Source organism: Hymenobacter monticola (genome assembly GCF_022811645.1).
In the GTDB taxonomy this organism is placed as follows: domain Bacteria; phylum Bacteroidota; class Bacteroidia; order Cytophagales; family Hymenobacteraceae; genus Hymenobacter; species Hymenobacter monticola.
Genome location: NZ_CP094534.1, coordinates 2983348 through 3006091 on the forward strand (window position 1 = coordinate 2983348; position 22744 = coordinate 3006091).

Annotated in this window: 16 protein-coding genes and 2 tRNA genes; 13 read left to right on the top strand and 5 right to left on the bottom strand. The window is 63.0% G+C overall.

Annotated features, from left to right (window positions below):
• Positions 1 to 62: 62 nt before the first annotated feature.
• Entirely contained in the window at positions 63 to 479 is a 417-nt protein-coding gene (locus MTP16_RS12505) for a hypothetical protein (RefSeq protein WP_243508983.1), read from the bottom strand.
• A 184-nt stretch (positions 480 to 663) separates the two neighbouring features.
• Between MTP16_RS12505 and MTP16_RS12510 the strand changes: the two genes are divergently transcribed.
• The gene (locus MTP16_RS12510) at positions 664 to 1533 is read left to right on the top strand and encodes a hypothetical protein (RefSeq protein WP_243508986.1); all 870 of its coding nucleotides are present in this window, start codon (positions 664 to 666) and stop codon (positions 1531 to 1533) included.
• Positions 1534 to 1535: 2 nt separating this feature from the next.
• Complete coding sequence (locus MTP16_RS12515) at positions 1536 to 2453, top strand: lysophospholipid acyltransferase family protein (RefSeq protein WP_243508989.1); 918 nt, start codon at positions 1536 to 1538, stop codon at positions 2451 to 2453.
• 200 nt (positions 2454 to 2653) lie between these two features.
• On the opposite strand, the gene MTP16_RS12520 is transcribed toward MTP16_RS12515, so the two are convergent.
• Positions 2654 to 3286, bottom strand: a complete 633-nt coding sequence (locus tag MTP16_RS12520) for an L-threonylcarbamoyladenylate synthase (protein WP_243508991.1) — start codon at positions 3284 to 3286, stop codon at positions 2654 to 2656.
• Between the two features lie 204 nt (positions 3287 to 3490).
• Here MTP16_RS12520 and mltG point away from each other — a divergent pair, with 204 nt between their 5' ends.
• The 9 genes from mltG to MTP16_RS12565 all read left to right on the top strand — a co-directional run bounded on the left by mltG (position 3491) and on the right by MTP16_RS12565 (position 14990).
• On the top strand, positions 3491 to 4579 hold the full coding sequence (mltG, locus tag MTP16_RS12525; protein ID WP_243508993.1) for an endolytic transglycosylase MltG: 1089 nt from the start codon (positions 3491 to 3493) through the stop codon (positions 4577 to 4579).
• Positions 4580 to 4584: 5 nt separating this feature from the next.
• A complete protein-coding gene (locus MTP16_RS12530) occupies positions 4585 to 4932 on the top strand; it encodes a hypothetical protein (protein ID WP_243508995.1) in 348 nt (115 codons plus the stop codon).
• Between the two features lie 21 nt (positions 4933 to 4953).
• Positions 4954 to 5445 (top strand): acyl-CoA thioesterase, encoded by a 492-nt coding sequence (locus MTP16_RS12535; protein WP_196287696.1) that lies wholly within the window; start codon positions 4954 to 4956, stop codon positions 5443 to 5445.
• Positions 5446 to 5537: 92 nt separating this feature from the next.
• Positions 5538 to 6542, top strand: a complete 1005-nt coding sequence (locus tag MTP16_RS12540) for a YihY/virulence factor BrkB family protein (protein ID WP_243508997.1) — start codon at positions 5538 to 5540, stop codon at positions 6540 to 6542.
• A gap of 112 nt (positions 6543 to 6654) precedes the next feature.
• A tRNA-Ser gene (locus MTP16_RS12545) sits at positions 6655 to 6741 on the top strand.
• Positions 6742 to 6814: 73 nt separating this feature from the next.
• Positions 6815 to 6899: transfer RNA gene (locus tag MTP16_RS12550), tRNA-Ser, on the top strand.
• A 253-nt stretch (positions 6900 to 7152) separates the two neighbouring features.
• Positions 7153 to 8010, top strand: coding sequence for a DNA/RNA non-specific endonuclease (locus tag MTP16_RS12555; protein WP_243509000.1), 858 nt, complete (start codon positions 7153 to 7155; stop codon positions 8008 to 8010).
• A 149-nt stretch (positions 8011 to 8159) separates the two neighbouring features.
• Positions 8160 to 9422: a zinc dependent phospholipase C family protein gene (locus MTP16_RS12560; RefSeq protein WP_243509002.1), complete on the top strand. Its 1263-nt coding sequence runs from the start codon at positions 8160 to 8162 to the stop codon at positions 9420 to 9422.
• Positions 9423 to 9833: 411 nt separating this feature from the next.
• Positions 9834 to 14990 carry a beta strand repeat-containing protein gene (locus tag MTP16_RS12565; RefSeq protein WP_243509005.1) on the top strand — a complete coding sequence of 1719 codons (5157 nt, stop codon included), beginning with the start codon at positions 9834 to 9836 and terminating at the stop codon, positions 14988 to 14990.
• Between the two features lie 125 nt (positions 14991 to 15115).
• Here MTP16_RS12565 and MTP16_RS12570 read toward each other — a convergent pair whose 3' ends face one another.
• The gene (locus tag MTP16_RS12570; protein WP_243509007.1) at positions 15116 to 15598 is read right to left on the bottom strand and encodes a cupin domain-containing protein; all 483 of its coding nucleotides are present in this window, start codon (positions 15596 to 15598) and stop codon (positions 15116 to 15118) included.
• 202 nt (positions 15599 to 15800) lie between these two features.
• Here MTP16_RS12570 and MTP16_RS12575 point away from each other — a divergent pair, with 202 nt between their 5' ends.
• Positions 15801 to 19097, top strand: coding sequence for a pectinesterase family protein (locus MTP16_RS12575; RefSeq protein ID WP_243509010.1), 3297 nt, complete (start codon positions 15801 to 15803; stop codon positions 19095 to 19097).
• Positions 19098 to 19270: 173 nt separating this feature from the next.
• A complete protein-coding gene (locus MTP16_RS12580; protein WP_243509013.1) occupies positions 19271 to 20155 on the top strand; it encodes a T9SS type A sorting domain-containing protein in 885 nt (294 codons plus the stop codon).
• Positions 20156 to 20317: 162 nt separating this feature from the next.
• Here MTP16_RS12580 and MTP16_RS12585 read toward each other — a convergent pair whose 3' ends face one another.
• Both MTP16_RS12585 and MTP16_RS12590 read right to left on the bottom strand, forming a co-directional pair.
• Entirely contained in the window at positions 20318 to 21196 is an 879-nt protein-coding gene (locus tag MTP16_RS12585) for an EamA family transporter (protein ID WP_243509016.1), read from the bottom strand.
• The gene (locus MTP16_RS12590; RefSeq protein WP_243509019.1) at positions 21196 to 22584 is read right to left on the bottom strand and encodes a TolC family protein; all 1389 of its coding nucleotides are present in this window, start codon (positions 22582 to 22584) and stop codon (positions 21196 to 21198) included. The genes MTP16_RS12585 and MTP16_RS12590 overlap by 1 nt, the downstream gene beginning before the upstream one ends.
• Between the last annotated feature and the right edge of the window lie 160 nt (positions 22585 to 22744).

Consider the following 22744-nt stretch of genomic DNA (forward strand, 5'->3'; position numbering starts at 1 on the left):
CAGGATTTCAGTGCCGAAGCCTGGTCAGGCGCGGGCACACTGCGTCCGGGGGCGCGGGCAGGCTAGGCTCGGGGCGGCTGGCCCAGCGAGCTGCTGAAGGTGAAAGCGTAACGCGGCGTGGCGGCCACGCGGTAGGCCCGCACGGGCGCCGGCACAGGCCGGGCCACAAACACCAGCCGCGTCACGGGCGCCACCACCAAACTGAGCAGCACGCAGCCGTGGTGGCAGCGCAGGGGCAAGTTGTGGTGGTCTTGCTGGTGGCGGGAGCTCAGGGTGCAGCCCGCGTAGTGCTTGGTGCCCGCACCGTAGTGCTCAGCAATGAACTGGCCGAAGCTCAGCCCGCCGCCCGCCGCCGAGTGGTGGTAATCGTAGTGCTCCACCAGTTGCGGCAGCTTGGCCAGCTCGCCTAGGTCGTTCTCGGGAATGAAGCTGCCCAGCAGCATCAGGATTCCCAGAAAGAAGGCGATGATGGGGCGCATGATGGGAGAGAAACGAGGCGGTGCGGGAAATGTTTGCCGCATTGCTGGCACAAAAATAGAAAGGAACGTCATGCCGCCGCGGATTGTAGCGTGGACGCTGCGAGTCCCCATACGCCCAGAACGTTCTTTCAGGCGCGGACTCGCAGCGTCCACGCTACATCATTACCCGCCGTACTTTTGCCTTATGCGCTACCTCCTGACTTTCCTCGCCGCTTTCGCCACGCTGGCCGCCCAGGCCGGCCCGCCGCAGCTCCTGCTCGACGTGGCCCGCTTCCGCAACCTCGATAAAGTAGTGAAGGGGGCCGAAGTGGAAATCTACGTGACTGTGCCCACCCAGCCGCTCACCTACCGGCAGCGGGCGCCAAAGTCGTTTCAGTCCTCGGCCGTGGTCACGCTCGATGTGTTGAAGGCCGACGGTACCTCGGCTTACCACGAAGTGGTGACGCTGAAGCCGCCGGTGCTCACCGACACCACCATTGCCATCAAAAACCCGCAGAGCTTCCTCAAGCGCATCCTGCTGCCCGACGGCAAATACACCCTGCGCGGCACCGTGAAAGACCAGTACCGCAGCGCGGGCGGCGAAACGACCGTGGAAAAGCCACTGGTGCTGGAAGCGCCCGTCGGCCCCTTTCTTTCAGACGTAATTCTGCTCTCGCGCCCGGCGGCCAAGAGCGGGGGCGACGATAACTTTGCCCGCGGCGGCTATCGCCTGGCCCGCGCGGCTGGCGGCACCTACGGCCGCGGCTCCGACAACGTGTTCTTCTACACCGAGCTGCACAACGCGCCGCAGGGCCAGCCCCTGCGCGTGCACTACCACCTCACCACCCCCGACGGCTCGGCCGCCGATGCCGATGCCTCGCTCACGCCGCAGAGCGGGCGTCCGACCACCATCGTGGGGCAGATTCCGCTGGGGCCGCTGCCCGACGGGCCGTTCACGCTTTTCATCGAAGTGTACGGCGGGCCGGGCAACAAGAAGCTGCTGGCCGGACACCGTGCCATCGGCCAGCGTGCCTCAGCCGAATTTGCGCCCGGCAACGCGGCCGTGCCCCGCTAAGCATGGCCACGAAAGGCACTCTTTCCAGCTCCGGCCGGCCTTATGCCTGGTACTTCGAGCCGCTGCGCTGGCTACTGCTGGGCCTGGCGCACCTGCCGCTGGCGGTACTGTACCTGTTTGCGGAGGTCATTTACTTCCTGCTGGCCTACGTGGTGCGCTACCGCTGGCGCGTCGTCACGGAAAACCTGCGCAACTCCTTTCCGGAGAAAACGCCGGCCGAAATTGAGCGCATCGGCAAGGCATTCTACCGACATTTCTCGCAGGTTATCATCGAAATTCTGAAGCTGGCCGCTATTTCGCCCGAGGAATTACGGCAGCGGATGCGCTTCGTGAACCCGGAGCTGATGACGCGCCATTTCGCCGAGAAGCGACTGGTGCTCTCGCTCGGTTCGCACATGGGCAACTGGGAGTGGATTCTGAGCGGCGCGGCGCTGGAGTTTCCCGGCCGGGCTGCCGGCGTATACAAGCCGCTCAATAACCTGTTCTTCGAGAGCTTCATGCGCCGCCTGCGTACCCGGCTCGGTGCCGATGCGGTGCCCATGCTGGCCACGTTGCGCTACTTAGTGGCGCATCGCGGCGAAGGCCGCACCCTCAGCCTGCTCACCGACCAGGCCGCCGGCCCCGAAGACCGGCCCTACTGGACTGATTTCCTGCACCAGGACACCAGCTTTTACACTAGTGCTGACCGCCTCGCCGTGCAGCTCGACTGCGCCGTACTCTACGTGGGCATCCGCCGCGTGCGGCGCGGCTACTACGAAGTCACCTTCACCGAACTGCCTGACGGCCGCGAAGCCAAGCAGGCACCGGCTGGCACCTTTCCCGTCACGGAAGCCTTCGCCCGGCAGCTGGAAAAAGATATGCGCGCCTCGCCCGAGCAGTACCTGTGGACGCACCGGCGGTGGAAGCATAAACGCAGTTAGGCGGCGCCTGTCATTGCGAGGGTGCAGCCCGCGGCAATCCGTGCGCTCAACGCGACAAGCCTTTTAATGTGATAATGCCTTAATAGAAAAGCCCCGGCACTGCGTAGTGTCGGGGCTTTGTCACTTTATTAAGCTGGTCGCTGAGAACAGGACGGATTGCTTCGCTGCGCTCGCAATGACGGGCGGGCCTGTCATTCAGACTACAAAAACTGCTCGATGTCGCCGGCGCCGTCGCGCACGATGTCGAAATCGTCGTTGGTGCAGTCCACGATGGTGCTGGGGGTGTTGCCGCCGAAGCCACCGTCGATGACGAGGTCCACGAGCAGGCGGTACTTCTCGTAAATCAGGTCCGGGTCGGTCACGTATTCTTCCAGGGTTTCCTCGCTCTCGCGCACCGAGGTGCTCACGATGGGGTTGCCAAGTTCTTTCACCAGCTGACGGATAATCTGGTTGTCGGGCACCCGAATGCCGACTTGCTTGCGCTTCACGCCGCCGAAACGGGGGGCCTCGGCGCTGGCCTCGAAGAGGAAGGTGAACGGGCCGGGCAGTGCTTTTTTGATAACCTTATAAGTCGAAGTCGAGATGCCGTGAGCGTAGTCGGAGATGTGCGACAGGTCGTAGCAAATGAAGCTCAGGTTGGCTTTTTCAGGCTTGATGCCTTTGATGCGGCACACGCGTTCCACGGCCTTGGCATTGGTCACGTCGCAGCCGATGCCATACACGGTATCGGTGGGATAGATGATGACTCCCCCCTTGCGCAGCACGTCAACGGCTTGCTGGATACGGGCTTGGGGCGGATTTTCGGGGTGAATGCGGAGGAGGGTGGCGGGCATAAAGGGAATAATGGATTGAATGCGTGAAGGCCAGCCAGCGCCGGCGATGGACAGCCCCCGGCGGCGGCACGGGGCCGGCCCAGCCGTAGGGGCGGGCAAGGTACTACACCCCGCCGAAACGAAACAACTACGCGCCGCGTGCGCGCCCGGGTTCCCGGCTTTCGTACTTTTGGCGCCGCGCTTCCGCTATCCGCTTTATCCTCCATGGCCAAACCCGCCCAAAAGTCTGTCATCGAACGCCGCGACGCGGCCCTCAAACGCCGCAAGCGCTGGGGCATCGTCAGCATTGTGTTCACGCTCACGCTGGTGTGCTTCTCCTACTATTTCTACCAGGTGTTCTTCACCGCCAACGTCGAAACCAAGGGCAAGCCCACCTACGTGGTGATTCCGCGCGGGGCCACCTGGAAGGACGCCCTCAACACCATCGACCGCACCGGGGCCATCGTCGACAAGCTCTCGCTGCACTTCGTGGCCCGGCTGATGAAGTACGACAAGCCCGGCGCCGTGAAGCCCGGCAACTACGAGCTCAAGGACGGCTTCACCAACCGCCAGCTCATCAACGTGCTCAAAAGCGGCGCCCAGTCGCCCGTAAAACTCACCTTCAATACGGTGCGCCTGCGCAACGAGCTGGTGGCCAAGCTGGCCAGCCAGGTCGATGTGCCCGCCGCCCGGCTCGACTCGCTGCTGCGCGACCCGGCTTACACCAAAAGCCTGGGTTTCGACACCACCACGGTGCTGACCATGTTCATCCCGAACACCTACGACGTGTACTGGAACACCTCGGCCAAGCGCCTGATGCAGCGCCTGAAAACGTCCTACGAGCAGTTCTGGACGCCCCAGCGCGACGCCGAGCGCGAGAAGCTGCACCTCACCCGCGCCCAGGTAAGCACCCTGGCCAGCATCGTGGAAGCCGAGCAGCAGCAGCACGCCGACGAGCGCCCGCGCATTGCCGGCGTCTACCTCAACCGCCTCAAGCGCGGCATGAAGCTACAGGCCGACCCCACCGTGGTGTACGCCAACCACGACTTCACCATTAAGCGCGTGCTGAACGTGCACCTGCAAAAAGACTCGCCCTACAACACCTACAAGTACGCCGGCCTGCCGCCCGGCCCCATCAACCTGCCCAGCATCGCCAGCATCGACGCCGTGCTAAAGCCGGAGAGCAACAATTACCTTTATTTCTGCGCCAAGGAGGATTTCAGCGGCTACCACGCCTTTGCCACCAATGAGCAGGAGCACATTGCGAATGCGCGGCGCTACCAGGCGGCATTGAACAGAGCTGGCATCAAATAGAAAAGGTGAAAGCGCTGAATGCAACGGCATTGCGTATTAGTTGGTGGTCAGTATGGCTGCTGATGGCTGCCGATGCCGCAATAGTGTCGTTCTGCTTTTATCAGAATGCTTATTATCACGGTGATGGGTTTGGCAATTTGCCCATTGGCGCACCCAAGTGGATGCACTCCTTAAAGGAAGCCATGGGCTGGCTGGTGTGCTTCGCAACAATCGTTATACCGGTGCTCGTTTTGGTGAGTGTTGCATTCAGCGCCGTCTATTGGCGGTCATTTAAACGGCTTATTCCGTTAGCCTTGCTGGCAGCGTTAAGCGCCATTATCATTTGGTTTTTCGGCGCATATATCTTTTGGTAAACCAATTTTAAGAATCCCAGCTTGTACACCTCCGACATCCAAATCCGCGTGCGCTACGCCGAAACCGACCAGATGGGCTACGTCTACCACGGCAACTACGCGGCCTATTTTGAAGTGGCGCGCACCGAGGCCTTTCGCAAGCTCGGCATCAGCTACAAAGAGCTGGAGGCCGATGGCGTGGGCATGCCGGTAGGGGAGCTGCGCACCCGTTTCCGCCGCCCCGCGCGCTACGACGACTTGCTGACCGTGCGCCTGCTGCTGCGCCAGCCGCCCGAAGGCACGCGGGTACTGTTCGAGTACGAGATTTACAACGAAGCCCAGGAACTGCTCACCGAAGGCCACACGCTCATGGTGTTTGTGAAAACCACCACCGGCCGGCCCGTGCCCATTCCCGAGAGTATCCAGCAGCAGCTGGCGCCGTATTTTAGCGAAGACGACCTGGAAAGTCCGGTGCTGCCCAAGCCCGGCGCCATTTTGCCCGATGCGCCCGCCCCGGCGGCGTTCAGAAAGTAAAAGGGTTGAGTTTTGAATGTTGAGGGTTGAGTTTCACTTGGCCGATTCACTCAAAACTCAAAACTCAACCCTCAACATTCAACCCTAAATCCGTGAAAGCCCCCGCCGCCATCAGCCGTGCCCGCTTCCCCGATGTGCGCAAGCAACGCACCTACCGGCGGCTGATTGTGGGCCTAAAGCGACTGCGGCTGCCCGGCGGCCAGGCCTCGCTCTACGACGTGCTCGACCGCATCCTGCACGAACTGCGCCTCGACTCGCTGGAAAAACGCGCCGCCTACATGGCCTTCAACCTCACGGTAGCCCTGTTTCCGACCATCATTTTCCTGTTCACGCTCATCCCGTTCATCAGCGACTACCTCAACATCCCCAACCTCAACGTCGACATCCTGCAGTACCTGGCCGATTTTATGCCGCCGGAGCTGTACGCCGCCACGGCCACGACCATTGAGGACATCGTGAACATCCCGCACGGCGGCCTGCTCTCGTTCGGTTTTGTCACGGCGCTGGTGCTCAGCTCCAACGGCATCATGGCGCTGCTCGATGCGTTCGAGAAGAAATACCCGTGGTTTAAGCACCGCAGCTACCTGCGCAAGCGCGTGATTGCAACGGCGCTAACTTTTGTGCTGGCGCTGATATTGCTGCTCTCCATTGCGGGCATCTTCTTCGGTACTTATATGATGGACGCGCTGGTATTCTATGAAATCGTGCCCGAGCGGTTCACCGACCTGGTGCTCACGCTCATTCGCTACGGCTCATTGGTGGGGCTCTTTTTGAGCACGACCTGCGTGATTTATTACTTCGTGCCGCCCGTGCACGACAAGTGGCCGCTGCTCTCGGCGGGGGCGGTGGTGGCCACGCTGCTCATTTTTCTGGTGTCTTTTCTCTTCACGCTCTACGTCCGCATCTTCAACTCCTATAACACGTTCTACGGCTCCATTGGGGCGCTGGTGGGCTTCATGGTGTGGCTCGAGTTTGTGTGCATGACGCTGATTATCGGCTTTGAGGTGAACGTGAGCATGGACGCCATCACCGGCCGCCGGCGCCAGATGATGCGCGAGCAGCTGGCGGCGCAACGCGACATGCCGGGCAAAAAATGAGGCCTTGACATTCAGGAGCGTAGCAAAAAGTTTGTGATTTTTTTTCAAAGCGGGTTTTTCATTCCGCTTTCCTTTTTACTTTTGCACTCCCCAATCACTCGGGGGCCTGTATAGAGAGGTGGCAGAGTGGTCGAATGCGACGGTTTCGAAAACCGTTATACCGGCAACGGTATCGGGGGTTCGAATCCCCCCTTCTCTACAAAAAGGCTTTTTCTGCGCTGGAAAAAGCCTTTTTTGTTGACTAACACCCAGCGCAACAACACAATTGACCCAGAGAAGTGGCAGAGTGGTCGATTGCGGCGGTCTTGAAAACCGTTGAGGGTTAAACCTCCGGGGGTTCGAATCCCTCCTTCTCTGCAAAAGCCCGTTTCCACCTTGGAGACGGGCTTTTTGCTTTTTCAGGAGACGCCAGCGCATCGGGTTGAAATGGTGGGCTGGGAGTATTGACGAGGGCTTTGCTGGGGGGCTTGCCACTAATAGCTACGGGTGGCTGCGCAATGAGGAAGTCGCCTGCACCCACGTTGGGCGCACCATTGCCTGGGCCGGGCCCGTATCATGGCACAAAGCCTTCGTCACCCCTGATTTCCCTTTTCCGCTGGACCTTTTCCGCATGCTTTGTAATCTTTTTACGCGCCTTCGCTGGGCGGCCTTCGCCGGGGGGCTGCTGCTGGCGGCGTGCCAAAAGCAGGAAGCCACGCCTGCAGCACCGGAACTGCCTGAGCACCTGACGCTGGGCAACCCCAGCGGGGCCACGGCCGATGCCAATGAGCCCACCAACTACCTGCTGCTAAAAACCCAGTACGCACTGTCGTACCACCGCGACCGCGGCATACCAAACTGGGTGAGCTGGCACTTGGATGCCAGTTGGCGGGGCACGGCGCCCCGGCAAGACGACTTCCGGCCCGACCCGGAGTTACCGACTGCCTGGTACCGCGTTGGCGCCGGCAGCTACAGCGGCTCGGGCTTCGACCGGGGGCACAACTGCCCCAGTGCCGACCGCACGCGCACCGCGGCCGACAACTCGGCCACTTTCTTGATGACTAACATGATGCCCCAGGCGCCGCGCCTGAACCAGCAGACCTGGGCCGACCTAGAAGACTATTGCCGTACGTTGGCCGGCCAGGGCAACGAGCTGTACATCATTTGCGGCAGCTACGGGCGCGGCGGCACGGGGGCCAATGGGTTCGTGAGCACCCTAGACCAGGGCCGCGTGACCGTGCCGGCCCGTTGCTGGAAGGTGGTGGTGGTGCTGCCGGCAGGGGAGGAAGATGCCCGCCGCGTCGCGGCCACTACCCGCGTCATTGCCATTGATGCGCCGAATGATAATGCGCTGAGTACCGCCTGGGGCAGCTACCGCACCAGCGTGGATGCCATCGAGGCAGCCACCGGCTACGACCTGCTTTCCGCCGTGCCCGCGGCGGTGCAGCAGGTGGTGGAAGCGCGCGTCGACACAGGGCCAGTCAATTAAGTGGCCCTTGCGCGCCAGGCCAGAGGCACCCGTAGCGGCGCGGCGGCATGTGTGAGCGGGGCACGCCGGGGCGCTCGAAAACAGAAGCGTGGGGTTTGCCGTTGCAGGACCCCGAGGCTGCTCCCAGCGTCGGGCTTACTCATTTCTGCATGTCGCGTATTTATTTCCTATTGCTGGCGGTGCTGCTGGCTTTTTCGGCTCGTCCGGCGGCGGGCTACGCTGTGCTCACGCACGAAGCCAATATTGACTCGACCTGGGAACGGTGCTTGGTGCCGGCCATTCTGAAGCGCTACCCCACCACCACGCCCGAGCAGCTGGTTGATGCCAAGGCCTATGCCTACGGCGGGGCTATTATTCAGGACATGGGCTACTATCCGTTTGGCTCGGTGCTGTTTACGAACCTGACCCACTACGTGCGCTCGGGCGACTTCATCCGCAACCTGCTCATGGAAGCGCAGGACCGCAACGACTACGCCTTTGCCCTGGGCGCGCTGGCCCACTACTCGGCCGACCTCAACGGCCACTCCGAGGGCACCAACCGCGCCGTGCCCATGGTGTACCCTGAATTGAAAGCGAAATACGGCGACGTGGTGACCTACGAGCAGGGCAAGTACCAGCACGGCCAGATGGAGTTTTCCTTCGACGTGGTGCAGCTGGCCAGCGGCAAGTACCGCAGCCAGGACTACCACCAGAAAATTGGCTTCCAGGTGAGCAAGGCCGTGCTGGAGCGGGCCTTCCTGAAAACCTACGGCCTGGAACTGGGCCAGGTAATTCTCAACGTGGACCTGAGCATTGCCAGCTACCGCTTTGCCGTGAGCCAGCTCATTCCGCAGGCAGCCCGGGCCGCCTGGCACTACAAGCGCAAAGAAATACTGAAGCTGAGCCCCGGCGCGCGCCGCCGCGACTATATGGCGCGCAACAGCCCCGCCGCGTTTCGCAAGGAGTACGGCAACGACTACCAACGGCCCGGCTTCGGGGCGCGCATCATCTCGTATTTCATTCGGGTGCTGCCCAAAATTGGTCCGCTCAAGCCCTTTGCCTTCAAGCTGCCCACGCCTGAAGCGCAAAAAGTATTCCGGACCAGCTTCCAGAAGGTGATGGCCAGCTACTGCGCCAACATCGCCCGCCAGCCTGCCGACACCGCCGCTGCCCCGCTCGCCCTGGCCAACGCTGACTTTGACACCGGCCACCCCACGCACGCCGGCGAGTACGGCCTAGCCGACGAAACCTACGGCGAGTGGGTGCGCAAGCTGGCCAAGAAAAAATTTGAGGCCCTGAGCCCGGTGGCGCGCCAAAACATCCTGGCTTTCTACGGCTCGGCGCCCAAAGGCCCGGTTTCGCAGGAAGAGAAGGAAGGTGACAAGCAAAAAGAAACCCAGGAAGCGCTGGAGCAACTGCGGGCGCTGCGCTGAGCACCCCTTCCCCCGCTGCGTGGGCGGATGCTGCTGAAAAAAGGTGCCCGGACGCCACGCGGCCCTTTGCTGCCATTTACCATCGGTCTCGGCGGTGCAGCACCGGCGGCTCGGGCCTCATTATAAAGAAAAGACGAAAGCAAACCGGCCAAAATCCTGCCGGAGGGCCGGCTTCGGTGCTGCCAAAATACTCCTGTCGGGACTGATTAAAGTATAGCTATGTCCACCAGAATTTTTCGTAGGTTTGATAAGAAGTCGGCAGGCTCAGGGCAGCGGTGTTTGCTGGTAACAGAAACTTTAAACAAAGAATAGTACCACAGGTGCTAATTTTGCCCTTTCTTGCTTGCATCGGAGTTCTTGTTTTTGATTTTCCCACGGTTGCGTTTTTCTTTTCCCACATTCCCACATTTTATGAGACAAACCACTACTGCGCGGCAGTCGGCTTTTGGAGCCTGGTTGCTTTTGTTGTCGCTGTTTTTAGGCCCTTTGGGTGCCTGGGCTCAGTTGCAAACCCCTACTGCCATCACGCCCATCAGCCTGGGCGCCACGGCCTATACGCAGAATTTCAACGTCTTGGCTGCCACGGGCACCAGTTCAATCGTCCCGGTGGGCTTTGGGTTTGTTGAAACCAACGTCTCGGGCTCGGGCGCCAACAATACCTACACGGCGCTAACCATTACCGCTGCCGGCGGCGGCAGTTCGGGCACCGGCGACACCTATAGCTTTGGCACGAGCGCGACGGGCTCGACGGACCGGGCGTTTGGTAGCGTGCGCAGCGGTTCGCTGAATCCTTCCTTCGGCTTTGCCTTCACCAACAACACCGGCGCTACCGTTACCAGCCTGAACGTGAGCTACACGGGCGAGACGTACCGCCTGGCCGGGGCCACCCCGGCCCGCGGCACCGCCGACCGTCTGGACTTCCAGTACAGCACGAATGCCACCTCGCTGACGACCGGCACGTACGTGAACGTGGACCCGCTGGACTATAACGGCGTGGTGAACAACGTCACTTCAAGCATTGGCCTGGATGGCAACGCCACGGCCAACCGGGCGACCGTTTCCGGCACCATCTCGGGCCTGACCATCGCCGATGGCGCCACCTTCTACATTCGTTTTAACGACTTCGACGCCACCGGCGCCGACGACGGGCTGGCTATCGACGACTTTTCCATCACGGCTGTCACGCCGGCCGTCTGCGATGCCCCGACCAACCTGGCGCCGGCCAACGTGACGACGACGACGGCGGACGTGACGTTTACGGGCAGCGCCTCGGCCACGAGCTACACGGTGACGACCACGCCGGCCACCACCCCGCAGACGCTGCCGGCCGGCGCCACGTCGGTGAGCTTCAGCGGGCTGACGGCGGGCACGGCCTACACGGTATCCATCGTGAGCAACTGCGCCGGCGGCGCCACCGCCACGGCCGCTACCACCACCTTCACCACGTCGGCGTCGGCGTCGCCCTGCGACGCGCCCACGGCGCTCTCGGTGAGCGCCATTACCAATACCACGGCCACGGTTTCCTTTACGGGCAGCGCCACGGCCACCGGCGGCTACACCCTGACCACCACGCCGGCTACTTCGTCGCAAACCCTGGCGGCCGGCGCCACCTCGGCCAACCTGACCGGCCTGACGGCGGGCACGGCTTACACGGTGAGCATCGTGAGCAACTGCAACGCGGGCGCTACTTCTGCTGCGGCCACCACCACGTTCACCACTACCTCGGTGTGCAACGCCCCCACGGCGCTGGCCTCGGCCAACGTGACCACCACTTCGGCCGATGTCACCTTCACGGGCAGTGCCACGGCCACGAGCTACACGGTGACAACCGTGCCAGCTACCACCACGCAAACGCTGGCCGCCGGGGCCAACTCGGTGAGCTTCAGCGGCCTGACGCCTGGCACGGCTTATACCGTGAGTATCGTGAGCAACTGCGCCGGCGGCGCCACCGCCACGGCCGCCACCACCGCCTTCACCACCGCCACTCCGCCGCCGCCGTCCATTAGCATTGCGGCGGTGAATACGCCTTACAGCGAGAATTTTAACAGCCTGGCCACGGGCGGCACTGCCAACAGCATCAGCACGCTGCCGCTGGGCTGGACTTTTGACGAAGCAGATACCAATGCCAACACAACCTACCGAGCCGATGACGGCGGCTCTGCCACGGGCGATACCTTCAGCTACGGCACGGGCACCGCTACGGAACGGGCTTTTGGCACACTGGCCAGCGGCAGCCTGCAGTCCACCATCGGCGCGACTTACACGAACAACACCGGTGTGCCCATCACCTCGCTGCTCATCAGCTACACCGGCGAGCTCTGGCGCTTATCGGCACTGAGCGGGCGGCTCGACCGGCTGGAGTTTAGCTACAGCACGGGCGGCGGCACCTTCGCCACGGCTACTTACACGCCTTTTTCGGCCCTCAACTTCTCGACGCCCACGACGGCTGACTTTAGCGCGGCCGTTGGGGCGCGGAACGGCAACGCCGCCGCAAACCAAACGGCCGTTTCGGGCACCATTTCGGGCCTGAACATTGCACCCGGCGCCGTCTTCTTCATCCGCTGGGTTGACCCGGACCTCACCGGCAACGACGACGGCCTGGCCATCGACAACTTCTCGCTGACCGCCAACCCCGTGGTGGTGGCCTGCGGCGCACCCACCATCGCCAGCATCGGCAGCATCGCCCAAACCACGGCCAGCGTGAGCCTGACGCCCGGCACCAACGGCGGTACCACCTTCACCGTAACGGCCACGCCCACGGCGGGCGGCACGGCCGTCACGGCCACCGGCACTTCGCCGGTCAGCCTGACGGGCCTCACGGCCGGCACCAGCTACTCGGTAACGGCTACGTCGGATTGCAACGCGGGCTTCTCCAGCCCCAGCCAGGTCTCGGCTTCCTCGCCTCTGACCACGGCGGCTGCGGTTACTGCCCGCCTGTCGGTGCGCCGCGGCATCACGGCCTACCCCAGCAACGGCACGACCTACAACTTTGGCAACCAGACGCTGGGCACCACCAGCGCGCCGATTTCCTTCACGCTGGCCAACAACGGCACGGGCACCCTCGCCATCAGCGGCATCAGCACCACCGGCGATTTTGCGGTGAGTGGCCCGGTGCCCACCACCATTGCGGCCGGCGACACGGCCGTGGTAAGCGTCACGTTTACGCCCACGGCGCTGAACACGCGCACGGGCACGCTGGTCATCAACTCAGATGCCAGCAACGGTGCTGCCTACACAGTGAACCTGACGGGCAACGGGACGGCCGTGCCGGTGCCCGTTATCACCGTGCTGCAAGGCGCTACGCCCTATGTTAGCGGTAGCACGTTCAGCGGATTTGCTCCCACCACGGTGGGCAGCTTCAGCAACGTCACGTTCACCATTCAGAACACGGGCACCGCGCCCCTCACCATCACCGGGTTGGCCCCGGGTGGTACCGATTTTTCGACTTCATTCGGCTCGGGTGGTCCGACGCTGCCCTTCACTATTGCGGTGGGAAGCTCGGCTACGTTTCTGGTGATTTTTGGGCCCACAGCTCCGGGCACTCGCACGGGTACTGTCACCATCAGCAGCAACAGCACCGTTAACAGCAGCTACGTTATCAACCTGAGCGGCCAGGGAACGGCCGCCACGCTGCCCGACCTGACGGTGACAACGGGCACGCCCACCGCGCCCACGCCCATTGCGGGCAACTACAACAACGTGACCATTGCCTCTGGCGGCAACGCCATCGTGGCCGGGGCGCTCACCGTGGCCGGCACCCTTACGGTGCAGCCCAATGGCCTGCTCATCCAGAACTGCCAGTCCATTTCGGGAACGGGCAATTTCGTGCTGCAGGCCGGCGGCGGGCTGGCCATCTGCGACCAGGCTGGCATCTACGGCACAGGCACGGGTGCGCTGGGCGCCATCCGCGTTTCGGGCAACCGTACCTACAGCCCGGCGGCAGCCTACATCTACAACGGCACGGTAGCTCAGGTGACGGGCCCGGACCTGCCCACGCAGGTGGCGGCTCTGGGCGTGACCAACGCTGCTGGCCTGACCCTCAGCCAGGCTGTGGCCGTGGCTCAGCAGGTGACTTTGCAGATAGGCAACCTGAACACGGGCGGCCAAACCTTCACGCTGCTCTCGTCGGCTGCGGGCACGGCGGTGCTCGATAACGGCACGGCGGGCAGCATAGTGAATGGCACGGCCACCGTGCAGCGCTACATCGACAACGCCAACCCCATTGGCTACCGCCACTACTCGGCGCCGGTGAGCAACACCACGGTGGATGACCTGGCCACGAGCAACTTCACCCCAGTGTTCAACACGGCTTACAATACCAGCCCGACGCCGAGCACAATTCCGAATTTCCCGAACGTGTTTGGCTACAACGAAGCCCGCGTGGGCACCGTCACGTCCACTTACGGGCCCTTCGATAAGGGCTGGTTTGTGCCCGCAGCGGGCAGCCCCATGGCCGTGAACCGCGGCTATACCGTGAACGCGCCCAACACCGCGCTGGTTGATTTTGTAGGCTTGCTGAACAACGGCAGCCAGAATTCGGGCGCGCTGGGCTACACCAGCGTCAACGGCGGCTGGCAGTTCCTGGGCAACCCTTATCCGGCCCCGCTGGACTGGAGCACCGTAGCCCCGGCCCAGCGCCCCGGCATGGAGGCTGCCATGTACGTGTTCCAGAGTAGCGGCCAGTACGGCGGCAGCTACCGCAGCTACACCAACGGCATCGGCGGCGCCTCGCCGCTGATTCCGACGGCCGCAGGTTACTTTGTGCGGGTGGGTACGATTGGCGCTGCCGGCGCAGTGAACCTGACCAACGCCAACCGCGTGACTACCTTCGGCCCGCAGCCCGCCTTTGGGCGTGGTGCTACCGACACGCGCCCGCAGCTGCAGCTGCAGTTGAACGGCGCCACGGCCGGCCTCGACGAGGCTTATATCTACTTTGAAGCCGGTGCTACCGCCGCCGCCGATGCTGAGTACGACGCCCGCAAGCTGGCCAACCCCAGCGGCCTGAGCCTGGCCTCGCTGGCTGCCGGTGAGGAGCTGTCCATCAACGGCCTGCCCGTGCTGACCAACGCTACCGTACTAGTACCCCTCACGGTGCAGGTGCCGCAGGCTGGCAGCTACCTCCTGCAGGTAGGTGAACTGGCCAACTTCACCGGCACGGCCACGCTGGTTGACGCCCTGACTGGCACTCGCACGGTGCTGGCCACCGGCACCCGCTACGCCTTCGCCCTGACGGGTACTTCGGCTACGGGCCGATTCTCAGTAGAATTCCGCTCGGCTAGCGTGCTGGCTAGCACGCCGGCGCAGGCCCTGGCCGCGCAGGTGCAGGTGTTCCCGAACCCGGCTTCGGGCTCGTTCCGCCTGCAGCTGCCGGTGCTCAGCAGTAAAGCCGCGGTATCGGCTACGCTGGTGAACGCCCTGGGCCAAACCGTGCTGACCCGCTCGCTAAGCGCGCCCGCCGGCCAGGCCATCGATGCCGCCTTCGACGTGCGCGGTTTGGCCGCGGGCGTCTACACGCTGCGTCTGAACGTGGACGGCACGCCGCTGGTCCGTAAGGTGGTGGTGGAATAAGCTACGCCACTCAATATTGGCAAAAAGGCCGGCCCTGATAGGCCGGCCTTTTTGTTGTGCCTTAGTCAATTTGCTGGTGAGGACAAATGCGGCGGGAGTGTTCGCACGCATTAATGTGGTGGTGTTCAATGTGTCATTTGCTCAATAACCGGGGCATACTCTGGGAATTCCTCGGTGAGCCGGGCGCGGTCGGCCAGCTCAAAATCAGCAAAATCGAAGCCCGGCGCCACCGTGCAGCTGACCAGCGCGAAGCCCGTGCCGCCCTGTACCCGCGCGCCAAACCAAGTGTGTGCCGGCACCACAGCTTGCAGCAGTTCGCCCTGGGTTACATCGTGGCCCAGCGTGAGAATGGTCAGTTCGCCATTTTGCAGCAACAGCACCTCCAGCGGCTGCCCTTGGTGAAAGAACCACAACTCGTCGGATTGGATGCGGTGGAAGTGCGAGCGGTTGTCGTTTTCGAGCAGGTAGTAGATGGCGGTGCTCACGTTGCGCAGGGCGCCGCTGTCGGCGGCGATTTCGAGTGCCGCCCGGTAGGTTTCGCGGTAGTAGCCGCCTTCGGGATGGGGCTGTAGTTGCAGGTGGTCAACGAGGTCTTGAGCAGTTGTCATGGTGCCGAAGGTAAATGGCGACTGAAAGAGTTGGACATGTAGCCTGCGAGGTTGCCCGCTGCAAGGCTAGTGGGAACGTTCCCGGCAACGATTGCGAGGATTTAATTGGGCTTTTCAGTACGGTACCGGTAGGCGGGGAGCTTATCTTTCTTCTGCCTAAAACCATTCATTTTAAGGAGTCCCACCCAACACTGTTCCCCCTATGAACCCAATTCCTACGCTACGTGCCGTGCTCACCGGCGCTTTCACGCTGCTGCTGCTGGCCTTGTGCCCGCAGCTGTATGCCTACGACCTGACGGTGGCCAAAGACGGTACCGGCAACTACACCACCGTGCAGGCCGCCATCGACGCGGCCCCGACCGGGCGCACCGCGCCCTTCAGCATTTTTATCAAGAACGGCCGCTACCGCGAGCTGGTGCACGTGCCCGCCAACAAGCCCTTCATTCAGCTGGTGGGCGAAAACGTGGGCAGCACCGTCATCACCTACAACAACTCGGCCGGCACCATCGTGAACGGCGTGGCCCTGGGAACCCAGAATTCGGCCTCAGTGACCATCAACGCCGCCGACTTCTCGGCCATGAACCTGACGTTTGAAAACTCGTTTGGCGAGGCCGCTTCCAACGGGCAGGCCGTGGCCATTCTGGTGAACAACGACCGGGCGGCCTTCCGCAACTGCCGCTTCCTGGGCAACCAGGACACCATGTACCTGAAGGGCAACGGCACGCCGCGCCAGTACTTTGTGAACTGCTACATCGAGGGCAACACCGACTTCATCTTCGGTAGCGCCATTGCCCTGTTCGAGAACTGCAACGTGTACGCGAAGAACAAGGCTACGGCTTCGACCTCCTACATCGCCGTGCCCAACACGCCCACCGGGCAGGCGTACGGCCTCGTGTTCAAGAATTGCAACGTAACCGGGCACTCGGTGGCCGGCGGCACCCGCTACGACCTCGGGCGCCCCTGGCAGGCCAACCCCAAGGCGGCTTTCCTGAACTGCAACCTGTCCACGCCCCTCATCTTAGACGAAGGCTGGTCGCCGACCAGCTCGGCCGGCACGGCCACCATCCGCGACTCGTATTTCGTGGAGTATCAGAACACCCACTTCAACGGCCGCCCCATCAACGTGAGCAGCCGCGTGCTGTCGGGCCAGGGCCTGACGCCGGTGCAGCCGTCGTCGCAGCTCACCGCCGCCCAAGCGGCTACCTACACCAAGGCCAACATCCTCGGCACCTGGGACCCCTGCACGCTGATTGACTGCACCACACCGTTTGTGAAAACCGTCATCGTCAACAACCTCCGGGGCGTGAAGGGCACCACCAACTCGACCTTCACCTGGAACACAAGCTGGCCCATCAGCGGCGACATCCTGAGCATCTTCCGCGCCACGGCCACGCCGCCGGCCGCCCTCGGCGCCTTCGCCGTGGTGGGCACCCAGACCGAGCCCAGCGACACCATTTTCAACTACTCGTACTCGGACGCCATCCCGGCTTCGGGCAGCCTGTATAAGTACTTCGTGCGCGGCAGCAACGCTGTGCGCCAGATTTCGTCCGACACCGTGACCATTAGCAGCGCGCCCGCCATCGTGACGGTTGGCAACATCGGCAACTTCACGCAGCAGCTGGGTTCGGGCTCGCCGGGCCAGAGCGTGGCGGTTTCCGGCTCCGATTTGGCGGGCCCGGTGACCGTGACAGCATCGGCCAACTACCAGGTTTCGCTGACTTCGGGCGGCACCTATGCCAACAGCGTGACCCTGACGCCCACCAGCGGCGCCCTGGCCAGCACGCCGGTGTACGTGCGCCTGAATGCCACCACGGCCGGCACCTACACCGGCACGCTGACGCTGACCAGCACCAACGCTACCACCGTGGTGCTGAACCTGAACGGCACGGCCATTGTGGCGCCCACCATTACTTCGAACATTCTGCAGTTCTGGCCGCTGCGCGTGAACGCTGCCGATAGTGCCCAGGCCCGCAACGCCCGCCTGACGGCCTCCCTGCCCACGCTCAAGCGCCTGTACCTGTCGAACGGCACCACTATGCCCACCATCCCGTCTTATTCGAACCAGTTCGGCCAGGCCTTCGGCCCCAGCGCCAACGGCGACGGCACCTGGACCGTGGTGGGCGGCACGCTCAACCGCATGTACTACGAGCAGTTTACGATGACCGTGGCCGCCGGCGCTACCAACGTGCGCGTCGATTCGCTGCTGTTCAACACGGCCTTCTACAACACCAGCTCCAACACCAAAATGGCGGTGGTGTATTCGCTCAACGGCTTTACCTCGCCGGCTGACTCGACGGAAATCACCGGCGTGACGGGCCCGGGCGGCGCGCAGGCCCTCACGGCCAGCGGCAACTTCAACCGCTCGTTCCCGCTGCTGAACCAAACGGCGGGCCCCACCGCCCTCTACCGCGTGGCCCTCAACGGCCCCAGCACCGCCAACCCCAGCGGCGGCGTGACGGTGAACGCCGGCCAGACGCTGACCGTGCGCCTGTACTACGCTTGCGGCAGCACCGGCACCCCCCGCTACGCCATGCTGAAAAACTTCCGCATCAAGGGCGACGTGGTGGCCGCGCCGCTCGTATCGAACGTGCTGGAGCACTGGCCGCTGCGCGTGAACAACACCGACAGCGCCCAGATTCGCAGCAACCGCGTGGTGGCCACCACGCCCACGCTCAAGCGCCTGTACCTCTCGAACGGCACTACCATGCCCACCATTCCGGCCTACTCGAACCAGTTCGGCCAGGCCTTCGGCCCCAGCGCCAACGGCGACGGCACCTGGACCGTGGTGGGCGGTACCCTGAACCGCATGTACTACGAGCAGTTCACGCTGACCATGGCGGCCGGCTCGACGGCTCGCGTCGATTCGTTGCTGTTCAACTCGGCCTTCTACAACACCAGCTCCAACACCAAGATGGGCGTGGTGTACTCCCTGAACGGCTTTACCTCGCCGGCCGACTCGACGGAAATTGTGGCCGGCACGGGCCCCGGCGGTGCTTTGGTTTTCACGGCCAGCGGCAATTTTAACAACTCCTTCCCGCTGCTGAACCAGACGGGCGGCCCGACCAACCTCTACCGCCTGGCCCTGCGCAGCGGCGGCGTGACCATCCCGGGCGGCCGCACCCTGACCGTGCGCCTGTACTACGCCTGCGGCAGCACCGGCACCCCGCGCTACGCCATGCTCAAAAACGTGCGCTTCAAAGGCCTGGCCTCCGCCGTGCTGGCCACCACGCCGCAGGCCCTGAATGCCCAGCTGCAGGTGTTCCCGAACCCGGCTTCGGGCTCGTTCTGGGTGCAGCTGCCGGCCGCGAATAGCAAGACGACTGTTTCGGCGGCGCTCATCAATACGCTGGGCCAGACCGTGCGGACGCAGCGCCTGAGCGCCGCTCCCGGCCAAGCCCTCAACGCCGAAGTGAACGTGCGCGGCCTGGCCGCCAGCGTCTATACCCTGCGCCTGAACGTGGACGGCACGCCCGTGACGCGCAAAGTGGTGGTGGAGTAACCCCTGCCAAACGCAATGAAAAGGCCAGCCCGCACGGGCTGGCCTTTTTTGTGGGCGCTTACGGGCAAGCCGCGTTGAGGAGCCGGAAAAAAATGCGGCTTATTTAAACCCCTTCGCCACGGCTACGTCTATAGGTATTGATTGACAATCTATTGTTTACATCTCAAATTCCTATGAAAACACCTTCACTCAAATTGCGCGGCCTCCTGCTGCTCATTCTTCTCTCAACTACTGTTGCCAGCCAGGCGCACGGTGGCCGACATCCGCACGAAGGCCGCCCCGGTGGCCGCGAGGTAAAAGCCTATGTCGAGGCCAGCGTGCTGCCCGTGCTACGCCAGCAGCGCCAGAAACTGGAGGCACAGCTCGCTGCCGATGACCGGGCCCAACTGGCCACCTACCGCGCCCAGCTGCAGGCGCTGAAGGAAAAAGGCCAGGTCCTGCGCCAAAGCCTCCTGTCTGCCGATGCTCCGCAGGGCCGGTTCCCAGAAATGACGGATGCGCAACGCAACCAGTTCTACTTGCTACACCGGGAAACGCGCGCCATCATGACCAACGTGGCCCAAATGGCCCAGAAATACGAGGCCAACATCACTAAACTGACCGAGGAGGTGCAGCCGCAAAGGGAAAAGTGGACGGCTGATATGAAAGCCATTGTGACGAAAAACGCCACGCCCGAGCAGCGAGAGCATCTGGCGAAGTTCGCCGGCCACATGCACGGCTTTGGCGAGATGCACCGCTTCTTCCGCCCCGTGCAGTTTCTGCTGATGGAGCCCGCCGCAGTAGAGAAAGCCGAGCGCACCCTGGTAGCCACCAGCTTTTACCCCAACCCCACCACAGCCACCAGCCAACTCGAATACGAGATGAAGAAGGCCGGCCCTGTGACCGTCAACCTGCTCGATAAGAACGGCAACCAGCTCCGCACTCTCCTAAACGAGCGCAACGCCGAAAAAGGCCCTCACACCCAGCAACTCAATTTGAGCGACCTGCCCGCCGACACTTACTACTATCAGATTGTCACCAACGGCGCCAAGGAGACCAAGCGCTTTGTGAAGGAATAACGGCTGTCATTGCGAGGCGAAGCCAAGGCAACCAAAAGTCAGCACAGCTAATCCGTTCTGTCAAAACCAGACACGCTCTTTTACCATAAAGCCCCGGCACTGCGCAGTGCCGGGGCTCTTTGTTGTTTACCAAGTAAGAGTCAGTTGGCTCCATTGCCTTCGTTATTCTCCATGCGCCTCCAGCTGCTTCGCCCCGAAAAGCGTAGCCCCCGCGCTGGCCACCACAATGAAGCCTACCGCCAGCCATTGGCCTGGCGTAAGCCGCTCGCCCAGCAGCAGCCAGCCTGAGAGGGCTGCCGCCACCGGCTCCAGGCTCATCAAGATGCTGAAGGTGCGCGTGGGCAGCGTCTTCATGGCCTGCATTTCGAGCGAGAAGGGCAGCACGCTGGAAAACAAAGCCAACAACGCTCCCAGTAGAAACAGATGCGGCGTGAGCGCCAGCAGACTGCCGCCAGCCGTTCCGAAAGGCAGCACCAGCAACGCCGCAAATAGCATCCCCACCGCTACCGCCTCAGAGCCTGACAGTACGGCGGCCGTGCGCCGGCCCAGCACAATGTAAATAGCCCAGCAGCCGCCCGCTGCCAAGGCCAGGGCCATGCCCGCCAGGTCGAGGCCGGCGCCGCTCCAGGGGGCAATGAGGGCGATGCCGCCCGCCGCCAGCAGGGCCCACACCACGTCGGTCCACCGCCGCGAACCCGTCAGGGCCAGCCCCAGCGGCCCCACAAACTCCAGCGTGACGGCCAGCCCGAGCGGGATGCGCGCCAGGGCGCAGTAAAACAGAAAGTTCATGGCGCCCAGGGCCAGGCCGTAGGGCACCACCGCCCGCCACTGCGCCGCCCGCAGCTGCCCCAATCGGGGCCGCACCACGGCCAGCAGCACCAGCGCCGACAACCCGATGCGCATACTGGCCGTGCCCGCTGCGCCCAGCACCGGAAACAGCCCTTTGGCAATGGCAGCCCCGCCCTGCACGCTCACAATGGCCAGCAGCACCGCGGGCACGGCCGGCACCGTGAAGCGGGGTGTGGAAGTGGTAGTCTGCATTACTGAGGCCCTTGCACCAAGCCGCCGCTCAGCCGGCGCAACGCGGTTTCGGCCTGCTTGGCCGAGTAGCGTATGTCGAGCAGGCGCGTTTCGGCGGCGAGCTGGTTGCGCTGGGCCTCGCGCAGCGCCAGAGGCGTGAGCAGGCCCAGGCGGTAGCGTTCCAGGGCGATGTCCACGTTCTGGCGCGCCAGCTGGATGTTGGTTTCCTCCAGGTCGAGCAGCTGCAGGAAGTTCTGGTATTGGGCAAAGGCCGTGGCCGCGTCGGCATCGAGCTGCAAGTCGGTCTGGGCCAGGCTGAGCTTGCTTTGCTCCTCCACCACCCGCGCGTTTTGCTCTTGCCTCCGGAGGTTGAACCCGTTGAAAATGGGCACCGAAGCCACCAAGCCGTAATTCAGGCCCAGGGTTTGGCCTGTATTTGTAACCAGCTGATTGCCAAAGAAAGCAGCGCCATTGATGTTACGGTTGAAGCCGTAGCCCGTGGTGAGGCCCAGCTGCGGAAACCGCGACGCTGTGACGAGCTTGCGGTCGTAGTTGGCCACGTCCACGCCGAGGCGCGCCTGCATCAGGCGCGGGTTGTTGGCCTTGATGCCGGCAATGACGGCGTCTTCGCGCAGGTCGCGGGTCACGGTCAGGCTGTCGCTGGGCTCAAAATTGACGCGCGAGGCCCTGCCCAGCAGGTTGTTGAGGTTAATTTTGGCGGCGGCCAGCGTTTGCTGCTGTTGCAGCAGCAGGCTGCGGTCGGCGTTGTAGTCCACGCGGGCCGTCAGTACTTCCACCTTGGCACTCACGCCCACGTCCACCTGCGCCTGGGTCAGGTCGATGCGGGCCTGCCCGATTTCGAGGGCCTGTTCCAACGACTTGATTTTGCCAGCGTTGCGCACCACGTCGTAGTACGCGTTGGTCACGGTTTCCACGGTCTCCTCAATGGTGGCGCGGGTGATTTCCCGCTGCTGGCCGCGCAGGGTTTTCAGCCGGTCGTAGGCAATGAACATGCCCAGCCCATCGAAAATCGTCCAGGTAGCGGCCACGTTGGTATTGAGCAGGTTGGACCGGGCGGCGTTGGCCGTGCTGGCCTCGGGCCGCGCCGACGACTGCTGCCGCACGTTGTTGATGTTGAAGGAGCGGGTCAGATTGCCGTTCACCACAGGCAGCTGGCCGGCATTGCCGCGCGTCACGTTGTTTTCCGCAATCTGTACGTCTTTTTGCGAAAGCAGAATGCCGTAGTTATGCTGCAGCGCCTCGGCAATGGCCTGCTGCAACGACAGCCCCGGCGCCGGGGCCACCGTGGCCGGCCGCGCCAGTTGGTTGGGCCGCGCCGCGGGCACCTGCTGCTGCGCCAGAGCGGCGAAGGGGAGGAGGGAAAAGAAAAGGAATGAAGGGAATTTCATGAGAACAGTCAGAACATCAAACTCCCCTCCTTACCAAGGAGGGGATGTTCGAGCCAACGGCTCGAACGGGGGTGGTTGTGGGCGTCTGAATAGTTGAATCAAGTGCGCCAACTGTTCAACGCCCACAACCACCCCAGCTGCCGCTTCGCGCCAGCGTCCC